The organism is Flavobacterium sp., assembly GCF_043773265.1.
Classification (GTDB): Bacteria; Bacteroidota; Bacteroidia; order Flavobacteriales; family Flavobacteriaceae; genus Flavobacterium.
On the sequence record NZ_JAYVFH010000193.1, the window covers coordinates 1 to 13,405 of the forward strand.

At 32.2% G+C, this 13,405-nt stretch carries 8 protein-coding genes; all 8 read right to left on the bottom strand.

Annotated features, from left to right (window positions below; all coding sequences use genetic code 11):
- On the bottom strand, positions 1-1,569 hold a 1,569-nt coding region (locus ACH2BO_RS10315), incomplete at its 3' end, for a hypothetical protein (protein ID WP_395044662.1).
- A gap of 53 nt (positions 1,570-1,622) precedes the next feature.
- A complete protein-coding gene (locus ACH2BO_RS10320) occupies positions 1,623-2,339 on the bottom strand; it encodes a M48 family metallopeptidase (RefSeq protein WP_395044663.1) in 717 nt (238 codons plus the stop codon).
- A gap of 1 nt (position 2,340) precedes the next feature.
- Positions 2,341-5,424 carry a type I restriction endonuclease subunit R gene (locus ACH2BO_RS10325; protein ID WP_395044664.1) on the bottom strand — a complete coding sequence of 1,028 codons (3,084 nt, stop codon included), beginning with the start codon at positions 5,422-5,424 and terminating at the stop codon, positions 2,341-2,343.
- On the bottom strand, positions 5,417-7,351 hold the full coding sequence (locus ACH2BO_RS10330; protein ID WP_395044665.1) for a DUF262 domain-containing protein: 1,935 nt from the start codon (positions 7,349-7,351) through the stop codon (positions 5,417-5,419). The genes ACH2BO_RS10325 and ACH2BO_RS10330 overlap by 8 nt, the downstream gene beginning before the upstream one ends.
- Positions 7,348-8,835 carry a DUF262 domain-containing protein gene (locus ACH2BO_RS10335; protein WP_395044666.1) on the bottom strand — a complete coding sequence of 496 codons (1,488 nt, stop codon included), beginning with the start codon at positions 8,833-8,835 and terminating at the stop codon, positions 7,348-7,350. The genes ACH2BO_RS10330 and ACH2BO_RS10335 overlap by 4 nt, the downstream gene beginning before the upstream one ends.
- A 14-nt stretch (positions 8,836-8,849) precedes the next feature.
- A complete protein-coding gene (locus tag ACH2BO_RS10340) occupies positions 8,850-9,572 on the bottom strand; it encodes a hypothetical protein (RefSeq protein WP_395044667.1) in 723 nt (240 codons plus the stop codon).
- Positions 9,569-10,807 (bottom strand): restriction endonuclease subunit S, encoded by a 1,239-nt coding sequence (locus ACH2BO_RS10345; protein ID WP_395044668.1) that lies wholly within the window; start codon positions 10,805-10,807, stop codon positions 9,569-9,571. Before ACH2BO_RS10345 ends, ACH2BO_RS10340 begins: the two co-directional genes overlap by 4 nt.
- Positions 10,798-13,245: a type I restriction-modification system subunit M gene (locus ACH2BO_RS10350; RefSeq protein ID WP_395044669.1), complete on the bottom strand. Its 2,448-nt coding sequence runs from the start codon at positions 13,243-13,245 to the stop codon at positions 10,798-10,800. The genes ACH2BO_RS10345 and ACH2BO_RS10350 overlap by 10 nt, the downstream gene beginning before the upstream one ends.
- Positions 13,246-13,405 lie beyond the last annotated feature (160 nt).

The following is a 13,405-nucleotide window of genomic DNA, read 5'->3' on the forward strand; positions in this document are numbered from 1 at the left end:
ATTTCCTTCTGAAATTATTGATATTAAATTTACATACTTTATAACTTCCGGATTTGCATTGTTATTAACTAAACACTCTATAATTTCCTCTTCATCAAAAATAAAATCATAATATTCAGTAAAAAAATCATCGTCTAATGACTGAATTATTATGCTAGGTATATTATAATTAGAAGTTGTTAATATTTTAATTCCTGAACTCGTAATATTATTTGAAAATAGAACTAACAACTCATTTAATTGTGAATTTCTTTCAATATTAGGTAAGTCATTGAATACAATTAATATATTCGCAGGAATTGAATTTATGACGGCTTTTATCCAAGATTCACGATCATTTATAATTGGAACACCTGATATTTGAGATAAGAAAGTTTCTATTAATAAAGCTGTCTTTTCATTATCTTGGTTATGAGCACTTAATTCTAACCAAAAATGATTATCAAATTTCTTGTAAATTAATGACGCTAATTGGGTTTTACCAGTTCCATTTATGCCTTGAAAATTAATCCAAGAATATTTATTAAAAAGTTGAGTAATATCTTCAACCTTTTTCTCTCTTAGTGAAGCATTCTTGATTATTTCAACTGGAGTAATTGATAAATTACTTAATCTATATTCAAAAACTGTATCTGAATTTTTAAGTAATTCAACACTACTATTTAATTCTAATATTTGTGATGAGTTAATTTCTACTTTATCTTCTAATTCACTTAATCTTTCATCTGCGTTTTTTAAAAAATAATTAATAAAATCGATTATTAATTGGTCATTACCGTTTAATTCTGGAAGCGTTGCCTGAATCTTTAACTCTTCTGAATTCAATGATTTTAATCCTCTTTTAGTCAATAATTTAAATACAAACAAAAATAACCTAGAATATAGAATTTCTGAATTTTCGCCACATACAATTAGTTTTTTATCAACAATAGTATCAATAATAGTATTAGAAATTACAACATCATTATCATTACTTAAACTCCATTCAAAACTTTTAATAAATCCTGTCAATTTATCATCATCATCTATATAATTAAAAAAATCTAACCATTGACTATGAATTAATTTACCATCATCAGTAGTTAATGTGGATAGAACTTCAATTTTAGCAGATACTTTCTTTAATAAATGCTTTTTTATTGCAAGATACCGTTCGTCAGTCTCTGGTATTGTACTTAAATTAAATAATTCAATCCATAATTCAATACCTTTTTTACCATTTTTATAGATTTGTCGCCTTTCCATATTATATCCAATATTAGATACAAAGCGGAATAGAATTGTTTGGTTAGGATTGTTCTTTTTATGAAGATAGAAATTAAAAAGAATTTCTAAAGTATCTTCCGTATTCAAGGAAAATGTGGCTTCTCTATATTTTATTTGTTCTAATTCTCTTGAGATTTCGTTTTTGTGCAAATCAACACTGACTATATCAACATCCTCACCTTTCTCTAATTCTAAAACTTCATTATCACCAAGATTAAGCCACCTCAAAATAGTTAAGTCAACTTGATAAACAAATCCTCTTAAAGTACTCCACGCGTCCCTACCTTTGATTTCTTCAAACATTTTAGAAGCTATTTATCTATGTTAGTTATTATAATAATTTTTTTAGAATATCTCTAATACTCCCACTCACCGTGACTTACCGGCAAACGATTTAATTCGTCTTTAAAGAGCTTCCATTTAGGTAGGTTTTTGTCCAAATGAGCTAAGAAATTTTCATTGTGATGTCTTTCTATTAAATGTATCATTTCGTGGACAATAATGTACTCTAAACAATTATAGGGTTTCTTTGCTAGTTCCAAATTAATCCAAATTCTCTTTTGGTCAATGTTGCAAGTTCCCCACTTAGTTTTCATTTGTTTAACTCCCCAATCTGAAACTGATACTCCAATTATTGGCTCCCATTTTTCTATGAGCTGTGGTATATGATTTTTTAATTGTTTCCGATACCATTCATTAATGTAATTTTGTCTTTGCTCTACTGTTGCATTTGGTCTGATGAATAAATCGATGTATGTTTTTGTTTTTATTTCTACTCTTGGTGGCGCATTTTGTTCTGTCACTCGCAATAAATATCTTTTGCCTTCGAAATAATGACTTTCTCTTTGTTCAAATACTCTAGGCATTTGTCTGTCTTGCATTTGAAATTTTCGTTGGTTCTTTTTAATCCAGGCTAATTTTGAAATCGCAAATAATTTGACCGCTTCATCATCGACATTTAATGGCGCTGCAATTCGTACCCGACCTGTTGGTGGATAAACAGAAAGGTGCATATTTTTTATGCTCTTTCTAATTACATCGATGGAAAAATTACTTACCTCTATTTGGTGCATTTTAATATTCTCTTTGATTTGAAACTATATCAAATACTTTACTCAACATCAATTCATCATTAATGCCATTGCTTTCTAATACTTGTCTAATTGCTATTTCTACTTTTCTTCTTTTGATGTGTGTACTTCGCCAATCATCATCTTTTGTTTCTCTAATTTGCTGGTCTAATTCGTTTGCCAGTTCTTCGTTTTTATCCAAATTGTCATACAATGCTTGTTTTGGTTTTGTATCAATAGTGGCTGGATAGATTTTCTTAGTATTAGGTTGAATGCTTCGTGCTAACTCTTCATATTCTTTTAACAGCTCTTCATACGATATCGCTCCTTCTTTTCTCAATCGGATTAACTCTACCAACAAAACACTCATTTTTTCATAATATGCCGGATTGATTGGCATTTCCTGAATGATTGTTTTTCGCATATTGTTTTCAATGGTTTCACTCATTGCACCTCTGTTTCCTTTGATACTACTAGGAAGTTTATCAGTTGCTTCTTCGATACCATTATCAACTATCAATTGTAAAAGTGTTGCTTCTCCTAAATTAGATAATACACGACTTGGATCTGCTGTTAAATACATATCCAACATTTGGCGCATATCCGGTTCATACTTCTTCAAATCGATATAATCAGAAGAATAATGTTTGATACTGTTTCTTAATTCGGCGTAGTAGTTTACTTTGTCTTTGATTTTATCGGCCTCTACTTGAGTGTAACCCGCTTCAATTATTTCTGAAGCAATGTTATTGTATGCTCTAATTAAAGCCACTACCAATTTATATAAAGTCAAACGTTTTTGTTCGTTGTCTTTTAAGTCGTCTTTGTTCGTTGGGTCACCGCAGAAATAGTGGTAATACTGTTCTAGCTGTTTTGGTGCCGGAATGTCTAAACACAATTGATGTAATGCTTCAATGGCATCTTCCAAACGCTCTTTTGCTTTTTCCAATCTATCGGTTAGCAATCCTTTTACATCATCAATATCATATTCATCAAATGCATCTGATGTATAATCTGAAATGGATTTATTTAAGTTTTCTAATAGGTTTTTATAATCAACTATATAACCAAACTCTTTATAATATGGATCGTTTTCTTCTTCTTTTCCTAATCTATTGGTTCTACAAATTGCCTGAAATAAGCCGTGGTCTTGCATTTGTTTGTCGATATACAAATAGGTGCAATGTATTGCGTCAAATCCAGTAAGTAACTTATCTACAACAATAAGCAATTGCATATTTGCAGGTTCTTCCTTGAACTTCTTTTTAGCAAATTTTTCAAAGCTTTCTGCATCTTTAAAATCGTAATCCTTTAGCATTTTTTGGTAGATTTCAAACTGCTCTTTCTTTTCAGTTTCACCAGCTCCTGTTTCTTCTATTTTTATGCTGTTTTCATTAGGTTCAAAACTGGTAATTATACCGCACTTTTTTATTCCGAAGGATTGAAAAATTTCATAATAACGGCACGCTTCATAGATACTTCTAGCTACCAAAATTGCATTACCCCGACCATCTTTTAACCTTGGTTTTGTTATGAAATCCTTTTTTATATCGAATACTATTTTTTCTAAACGTGTTTTAGTACTTAATACTTTTTGCATCGTTCCCCATTTTTGCTTGAGTTCCGCTTTAGGAATATCATTCATTCCGTGCGTTACAATTGCAAACCATTCATCAATGCCTTTTTGGTCGAAAACGTGTTGGTCCACATCACGCGCTTCGTATAATAAATCTAACACTACACCATCTCTAACTGCTTCGTCAAACTTATAGGAATGAATGTAGCGACCAAAAATTTCTAAACTTTTTTTCTTGTCTTTTTTCAATAGAGGTGTTCCAGTAAAACCGATGAAAATAGAATTATTAGGTAAAATTGTTTTCATAGCACTGTGTAATTCTCCACTTTGAGTTCTGTGGCACTCATCTATAAAAACAATAAAATCTCCTTTGGGTTGAAAATCTTTTGAAATTTTTAGTTCTTCAATAAATTCATTGGTTGCATTGTCTTCTTTACCGCCAAACTTATGTACCAAGCTGCAAAGCAGTCTTGGTGAAGTATTGTTAAGTCTTGAAATTAAATCGGCACCACTTTTTGTTCTTGTAATTGTTTCGCCAACTCCAAGAAAAACGCCTTCAATTTGTTCGTCTAAATCTGTTCGGTCTGTAACGATTAATAATCTAGCTTTTGGATTGTTTTCTAAAACCCATTTTGCCAACCAAACCATTGTTAAACTTTTTCCGCTTCCTTGTGTATGCCAAATAATACCGCCTTCTTTTCTTGAAATGTATTTTTGGGCTTCTTTTATTCCGAAATATTGATTTGGACGACACAGTTTTTTTGTTCCGTGGTCGAATATTACAAAATCGTGAACTATTTCTAGCAATCGTTCTCTGCTACAAAACTGTTCGATGTGCTTGTCTAATAGAATAACATTAGGATCATAGACATCGTTATCTTCTTTCCATTTTAGGAAATATTTTTCTTCTGTTTTGGTTGTACCATAATACAAACCATTACTATCATTCCCGGCTAATACAAATTGTATCGTTGTGAAAAATGACTTATTGAATAAATGCAGTTGGTTGCTTAAGTTTTGCCTAATTCCTTCACTGGCTGAAACACTTGCTTTTTTTAATTCTAAAACACCGAAAGCAATCCCGTTTATGTAGATTACAATATCTGGTCTGCGTTCTTTAGCTCCTCTGATAGTTACTTCTTCAGCAATAGCAAAATTATTATTTAATGGATTATCCCAATCAATAAAGTCAACGTGCTCTGGTCGTTTGATGGCTTCTACTTTTTTGGAAGTTCCATAACGCAATAAGGAATAGACTTCTTTATTAGCAGTAAAAAGGTCGTCGTTAGAATTTATAGTTGCCTCTTTTTTCAAAGCAAATATTGCTTTGTTTATCAGTTCCTCACTGTACTTTTCAGTGCCTTGGAGGTATTTACGCAATTCTACTTCTTCGACATTGCTGTTGCCTTCTCTTTCTTCCCAATTACCCAAATAATCGTATTTCAAAGTTTCTTGAAACCATTTCACAATACGGTTTTGTGTTGCTCTTTCTATTTGTCCTACTTTACTCATAGTATGTATTGCTTAAATAGTTTTCTATATATTGTATCATTTCGTCTTGATGTTTTTCCGCCAGCGTGTCGCTCCAGGTATTGTTTGAATAAATAATATCCATTTTTAAGCTGTCTAACTTGACCCTATTATTATTTACAAAACGTTGTCTTTTTTCATTGAATGGCAAATTACTATACTCTGAATTGATGCTTCGAGAAACTAAAGATAGATTGCCAAAATGATTAAGCATATCTTCTGAAACCGTATTGGTATCGGTGACTTTTTGTGTTTGTGGCGAAATATGTTCAACAGAATTTTTAGCAGTGAACTTGAAATTTTTCCATCGTTCATCTTTAGTATCTTTCAAAGTATTCCACAAAACAAATTCTAGCTTATAAAACCAGTAGTGTGGAAAACTTGTTCCTTCTGGTTCCACTAACAATGATGTGTCAAAGGTAGCTGTGTAATTATATTCAACTAAGAACTTTCTTGTTCTAACTATCAAACTTTCGGGTTCACCAGAACAGAGCAAATTATTATCTAAATGCTTCAAATAATTGAAACTATTTTGTCCTTTGTTGTCTACTAAATATTTAAGATATGGTGTAAGCCAATAGTGCGTTGTGATTTGTTGCGAATGGTATAAAAGACTTTGAAGCAATGCTTCTCCCTCATTAGCATCTGGTTGTCTTCTTCTTAAATAGTAATTTCCTTTGCTATCGTACTTTTCGAGTTTACAAATCAGGTGTGTTTCTCCATCTTCTAAACGAACCCATTTAATAATGTGCTTGTCAAAAACGTATCTAACTTGCCAAAGCAATTCAATAAATGAAGTGATGTCCGTTTTTAACTGTTGGGCACTTTTATCTTTGGTCAAAAATTGATGCTCAAAAATGTTCAGTAATTCTTTGTCTAATATTTTAGGAATATCTGGTTGGTTGTTATTTACTAAGAATATCCTAAGCGTATGTTGCAACAGCATTGGAAACGAAATAATACTTCTTACATCGTCTGCTTTGTAGGTTTCATCTTCGGTGTTTTTATCTTCTTCTATTTGAAAATCATTGGTTGATAAAATGTTTTCCAAACTTAACGGTTTAAAATCATTAAACTCATTTTGAGCAATAACTCCTAATACATTTGTTGCAAGACTTAGTTTTTCTGTTCCTGTTTTTGCAATATCATTTTCAAACAAATCTTGTATTCGAACTTTGGCTATGTCTTTTATGTTTTTTTCTACATAACTTTCCATATAGGAGCAAGCATCCCAAATGTAACTGTACTTCAACCTGTCTTCCGGGTTTAGCTTGTTTAATAATTGTGCTTTTAATATTTCGTGATGTTGCAATTGAATACCTCTGTTGTTTATGATTTCAAACAATTTATTAAGGTCTGTTGTTTTAGGTACTTCTGTAAATATTAATTGTACTTTTTCATAAATGAATTGGGCAATCTTATTGCTTTTTCCGACTTCTTTTTTTTCTAATTCTTTTTTGAAAGTATCGATATATGCTAAGGCATTCTCGATATTGGTATTGGCTTTACCATCTGTAATACCCAATATATAATGCTTGAAATACTGGTATATCTCTTCACGAATGGCAAAATGAACTCTATGCCTATTTTTGTCCATTTCCTTTCTTTCAATAAAAGGCGTTAAACTATTTTGCAAAACAAGACTTATCATCCAAAGCGTGGTAAAACGTTGTTGTCCATCTATTAAATCATAAACTACACCATCCGCTATTAGTTCGTTCTCAACTACTAGTACACCACCCAAAAAGAAAATATCTTTATCCGTATCAAAAGCAGTTTCAATATCTTCTAGTAGTGTTTTTATCTGGTCTTCTTCCCAAACGTACAAACGCTGGTAAATGGGAATGTTGAAGAAGTATCTATTACTTACAACATCTTGCAACGCTATTTTGGTAGATTGTATGCTCATTGTAATTTGCTGTTTAAAATTGTAGGTGTTATCCAGTTTGATTTACCCACAAGATTTTGTTTGGTGTAATACTTATACAAACTGCTTTTATAGGCACCTCTTACGCCATTATCTGGTAAGTCGGTTCGGGCATATATTTTTTCTATATCTAAATTTTGACTTACGTGTTTTAATTCGCTCAAGAAAGAAATGACTTCCTCTGGGCGGAATGACTGACTGATGACATCAAAAATATTATTATCGGTTTCTTTTAAAAATTTTAGCGATGCTTCTTTGAAAATATAATATTTTTCTAATCGTAATGCTCCTAAAATGTGGTCGAACCAAAGTGTGAATTCTAACAATCTGTTACTTCCAAATTTATCAAAATACATAACAATTGCCAGTAGATGCAATTCTTTTAAGTAAAGCGATATGTGTTGCAATACGTGGTTGTAAAACGTTCTAACAGCTTTTATTTCGGGATTGGTATCTGCTTGATTAAAGAAAATAATTTTAACCAAATCTGCATATTTTTCTGCAAAAAGAAAAAAACCTAATCCTTCGCTTATGGGTTGCCTTAAAGTAAATGGTAAGTATGCACTGGTGCTACTCATTTCTACGGCAGCTGGATAGAGTGTAAACTGCTGTTGTGATTTTAGTTGTAATGCAGTCGCCAGGGTATTATTGGTATTGGGATATAAAGGTACTGTATCAGGTTGTAACTGCTTGATGGCTTTTTTTTGAAACTCGTTGAGTATGTCTTCGTCTTGTTCTCTATAAATTACTTTTTGACCATTCCAACAACGGCTGCGCCACAAAAACTGATGAAAAAGTTCGGCTATAAAATCTTTTTTTTGCCCAAATAAGGTTTTACTGCCTTGTATTTTTTCCCAACGAAAAGCGCAATTGGTTTGAATTTTTAAATATTCGGCATTGCCAATGGCTCTCAAGTGATAGGCTTTTAATAAATCGGTTGGGTTGAGTTTTACGCCACGATTGTTTTGAGTATCAAAAAATGTAAAAGCCAAATCTTCGGATAACGTGGTAATAAATGTAAACTGCAAATTATTGAATAGAAAATCTGCTTTGTCTTGCCATTCGGTCTTTATTTCTTGAAATAAAGCTTTTGCGTTTAGAATGTTTTTAGCAGAAATAGGTGAATGATATTCTAAAGCCATTTTGCCATTGGGCAATAAACCGTCGTTCAATATATAATATAAAGTGCATAGTGTAGTAAGGCGTTGTTGACCGTCTATGATGAATAATTTTTGTTTTTCGTTATGTTGATGTAACAAAATGTTTCCCATATAATATTGCAAATCATTTGGGTTTTCAAGGTATTCTCTTAAATCCTTGATAAGTTCTATTATTTTACTTTTTCCCCATACAAACGGACGCTGATAACTATCGATACCCACTGGATAAATAGCTTTTTGTGTAAAAAACTCCTGAAAGCTAAATACCTGTACTTCTACATTTTGAATGTTGGTTACATTAATCATATTTTGCGATATTTTTAGAGGCTTTTACAAATAGTAATAAATTCACTTTTTTCACAATCAACCCATCGATTTATTAACTTATCCACACCAACCTGTTCAGCGTGTTTAATAAAACAATCTTGCCATTCTTTGTCATTAGTAAAGAGGCGGTTTATACCATCATTCATATCTAGACAATTTAAAAAACCAAGATATAAAAGCACAACAGGAATACCTTGATTTGCTAACCACCAAGTATAAGCAACACGGTTTGAGAGTTGGTAACAATTATCTCGAGATATGGAAATACCACTAATTCTATTGTTGATTTCGGTATTGGCTTGTTCTATAGCTTTACCAATTTCTTTGTGGTTTAATTTTGAGGGTTCTGATGCGCTATTATCGTAAAATTTTTCTTTCCTTTCTTTTTCCAATTCACTCCAATGTGCTTTGGCTTCGACCAATAGAATACCTCGTTTGCCATTAATATTACAGGTAGAAACAAAATCCCAATTGGGCGTTGTAGTATCTATGTGAAGCCACCATTCTACGATTTTTGAACTAAGCAATGGATCGAAATTGTATTTCAAAAAATCTTTTAACTGAGCTTCTTTTTGTAAATGAATGTTTTTTGGCATCCAGTTATCGTATTCGCTCACTACTGTTTTAGTACCTTTTGTCAAAGTATTTATAGTAGCCAAAAAACTTCTAGATTGCACTAAATCTAAAACACACTTTTTGCTTCCTTTCAATATCATACCAACCTTATTTTACCAGTTAAAAGGTTTTGCATCATTCCTTGTTTAATACTTTTATATTTCTCCAATTTAGTTTCTAAAACAAGTATTTCATTATCCATATCTAAAAGCACAGATGCTATTTTTGTTTGTTCTTCTTTTGTTGGAGGCATATTTATTGTTATTTTATTTAAATGAACTGGACCAAAATTTGGTTGTGCTCCACCAGTGATTAAAAGGTCAATTTGATTTTTAAATTGAGAAGACTTCAGATAGGTTAATAAAAAGTTATAATCTAAACTACTTAATGGCTTAAACCTGATAACACTAGTATTCATAAGCAATGGTAAATCTTGTTTTTTTACAACTGCAACTTTTCCATAACTATTTCCTGAACTTGCTACAACAATATCATTTTCATCTATTTCAAAATGTTCATACATTTTATGGAATTCTTCTAACGAAATATGTCTGTCTGTCCTATCTAGATTTAATAATCCATTTTCTAAATTCGTAACATTAATAACTTTTATCCCTCTTTTAGTAAATTGCCAATTCCTAAGACCTGGGCCTTCTTGAAACCAACATAAATCCTTAAATGGTTTTATTTCCCAATCTTCTTTTGGTTGAAGTAATTTTATCATTGCACATAGTTTGATATTTCTTTTTTTTGCAATGAGTTTTTCCAACTCAATTATTAAATTATCTGCATCGGATAAGGCTGTAGAAATGGCAGATTGTTCTTCAAGAGTTGACGGTAGAGGAATTGAAATATTTCCCAATTGAGTTGCACTTATATGAACAACAGCATCACCTTGTCCTCGACTTGCTTTTTGTTTTTGAATAAAAGGTGCGTTTAATAAATAACCTAAATACAATGGTTCTGCCTTAGTAGGTGAAAGAATTACAATATCACCGCCTGCATATGCTTCAAAACAATTAACAAAAGCAACACTTTTACCAATTTCCTCTTTTGTTTCGCCTGAACCTGCAAATAAGATATCTCCTCTTTTAAGCTTCTTTGCAGTTTCTGAAATATCTTTTGAAATAAAAGAATAGAATTGTTTAATGTAGTCGTTATGTCTTGTGTATAATTCTCCATATCGAACACAAGGAATTTCTCCGCTTAAAGCTTCATCCTTTCTAATACCTGCACCTTTGGAGAATTTACCTAAATCGCTTAATCGTTTCACTACCCAATCATTAGGAATTAAACCTACTTCAGTTTGTTTATATTTTTCTATTACTAACTCCATACAAATCCCATTTTTTGAAGGTGAGTAGTTACTTTGCTTTCTAAATCGGCAACGTCCTTGGTTTGTTTTGGCAATGGAGTTTCATATAGTTCTGCCAGTTCTTTTATACGTCTTGTAAGGCGTTGGCTGATACATTCCATTTCGGATTTTATACTTTTTTCAATAGCTGTCATCCATTTATCGTCAACTACCAATTGTTTTATTTCATCAATGGTTAGCATTTTGTATTTGACTAATACTTTTTTATCTAATTCGGCAGCAGCTTCTTTTATTTTTTTAGTTAGTACCGCTTGATCCTCAATTAATTTTAAATAGGTTTTTAACACCGTAATTTCTTCGGCATTTTCTGATTTTAGTTTTGGCGTGTCAATGGCTTTTAATCGTTTTTGAACCGTTCCTTTATTGATTTTATCAAAGTCGAAAAAGATACCTTCTTCAATGTTGTGTTCTTCTACAAGTTCAGTTTGTGTGGCAGCTAAAGCTTCTTTGTCTGCTTCTAATTTTTGTAGTGCTGTTTTTTCTGGTAAAAAATAACGGTCAATAACTAGTGCTTTTGGCACCAGGTCGCAATCCCAACCTTTATCAGTTTCCACACCAGCTTTGTTTTTAACCAATATTCTATACGGCTCAGCTTTCCAACCGTCAACCGCAATGATATAGGTGTCGTCTTGCATTGTTTCGTTCCAATAGTTCATTACGTGTTGGTAAACATCGTATTTATCCATCAAAGCTTTGCTGGTATAGTCAAATAATATGGCTTCGGAGGTTGTATGAATTACTTTTTTTGGTTTGACACCAGCAGTTAATTCTTTTAAGAAAATGGTTTTTTTGTTTTTCCAATCTGTAAAAATTCTGTCCATTTCTTTACTGAACGCCACAAATTCAGGATGGTTGAAAATGGTTTGTTTAATATCTTCTTTAGCGATTTTTAGGTCGCTGTAGTTTGTTCTTTTATTAGCAACAAATAATTCCTTTTTGAGTGAAGGATAGACTTCCCAATATTGCTTTAAGGCTTCGATATCCTCGTTTGGAATTCCGCCCAATAAATGTGCTTCAATATCTTGAATATCTTCTACTTCTTGATTGTCTATGTATCGTGGAATGTTTAGGTTGAAATCGTTCTTTGGGTCGCTAATTTCGGTAATGCTCACTAAACGACTGAACTTTGGTATTTCAGTTTGTTTATTGAACACATCGGTAATTTTATGAATGTCCTGTTCTCTCAAACGGTTTTTGTTTCCGTCTTTAAGAAACCCTTTGCTAGCGTCAATCATAAAAATTCCTTTCTCATCATCTGAAAGGACTTTGGTGTTTTCAGCATATTCCATATCTATCACAATCACACAAGCTGGAATACCTGTGCCATAAAACAAATTGGCAGGTAAGCCAATGATGCCTTTTATAAAGCCTTTCTGAATTAAGCTTTTTCTAATTTCAGCTTCTGCATTACCACGAAACAAAACGCCGTGCGGTAAAATACAGGCTGCTTTACCTGTGCTTTTTAATGATTTTACGATATGCAACAGGAACGCATAATCACCATTTTTTGTTGGTGGAATTTTTCCTTCTTCAAAACGGTTGTAAATGTCGTTAGCTGGGTCAAAGCCATCAGTCCAATTTTTAGATGAAAAAGGTGGATTTGCAACGATATAATCAAATGTTTTTAAATCACCCAATTCATTTTTATGCAACGGATTGGACATTGTGCTTTGCCCTTTTTCGATTACTGCTTCCGGGTTGTTGTGCAAAATCATATTCATTCGAGCCAAAGAAGCATTTGCCGTTTCTTTTTCTTGTCCGTATAAATTAACTTTATTATCAGCTTCGTCAGCTACTTTTAGCAATAAGGAACCTGAACCACAAGTTGGGTCATAAACGGTCTGTTTTTCTTTATTTCCTTTGTTTACCTCGATTACTTTTGCCAATACACGGCTTACTTCGGCTGGTGTGTAAAATTCGCCTTTACTTTTTCCACTTTCAGAAGCAAAGTGTCGCATTAAGTATTCATAAGCATCACCCAATATATCATCACCTTCGGCTCTGTTCTTACTAAAGTCTAAAGCTGGATTTTCGAAAATAGTTATAAGCCCTGTTAGCTTATCGACCATTTCTTTTCCTTTACCTAACTTTTCTTCGTCCTGAAAACTGATTACATCAATTACGTTAACTAGATCATTTTCTTTGGCAAGTTTGGTAATTGCCATATCCATTTTTTCTCCAATATCCTTTTGCCCTTTCAGACTTTGCATATCTTTGAAACTACCACCTTCTGGAATAAATATTAAGGCGTTTGTGTCATTTGAATATTTATCACTAACATACTTCACAAACAATAAAACCAACACATAATCTTTGTATTGACTTGGTTCCATCGAACCTCTTAACTTGTCACAACTTGCCCAAAGTGAGCTATATAATTCGGATTTTTTAATTGCCATTCTGTATGTTTACTTTTTATTTTGGTTTTTTAATTTGATTTTTGACATCCTGTAAATAAAATAATTGTACCGTTTCGTTAATGAAATTAACTGCTACAAAAAAGTACAAACTGCTTTTTTTTGGGATTGAATTTAACTAGTTATTGCGGTAAAAACTAAT

Coding starts and splice junctions, on each gene's coding strand:
- ACH2BO_RS10320 (WP_395044663.1), bottom strand. CDS start 2,339: ATGCACCAAATAGAGGTAAGTAATTTTTCCATCGATGTAATTAGAAAG.
- ACH2BO_RS10325 (WP_395044664.1), bottom strand. CDS start 5,424: ATGAGTAAAGTAGGACAAATAGAAAGAGCAACACAAAACCGTATTGTG.
- ACH2BO_RS10330 (WP_395044665.1), bottom strand. CDS start 7,351: ATGAGCATACAATCTACCAAAATAGCGTTGCAAGATGTTGTAAGTAAT.
- ACH2BO_RS10335 (WP_395044666.1), bottom strand. CDS start 8,835: ATGATTAATGTAACCAACATTCAAAATGTAGAAGTACAGGTATTTAGC.
- ACH2BO_RS10340 (WP_395044667.1), bottom strand. CDS start 9,572: ATGATATTGAAAGGAAGCAAAAAGTGTGTTTTAGATTTAGTGCAATCT.
- ACH2BO_RS10345 (WP_395044668.1), bottom strand. CDS start 10,807: ATGGAGTTAGTAATAGAAAAATATAAACAAACTGAAGTAGGTTTAATT.
- ACH2BO_RS10350 (WP_395044669.1), bottom strand. CDS start 13,245: ATGGCAATTAAAAAATCCGAATTATATAGCTCACTTTGGGCAAGTTGT.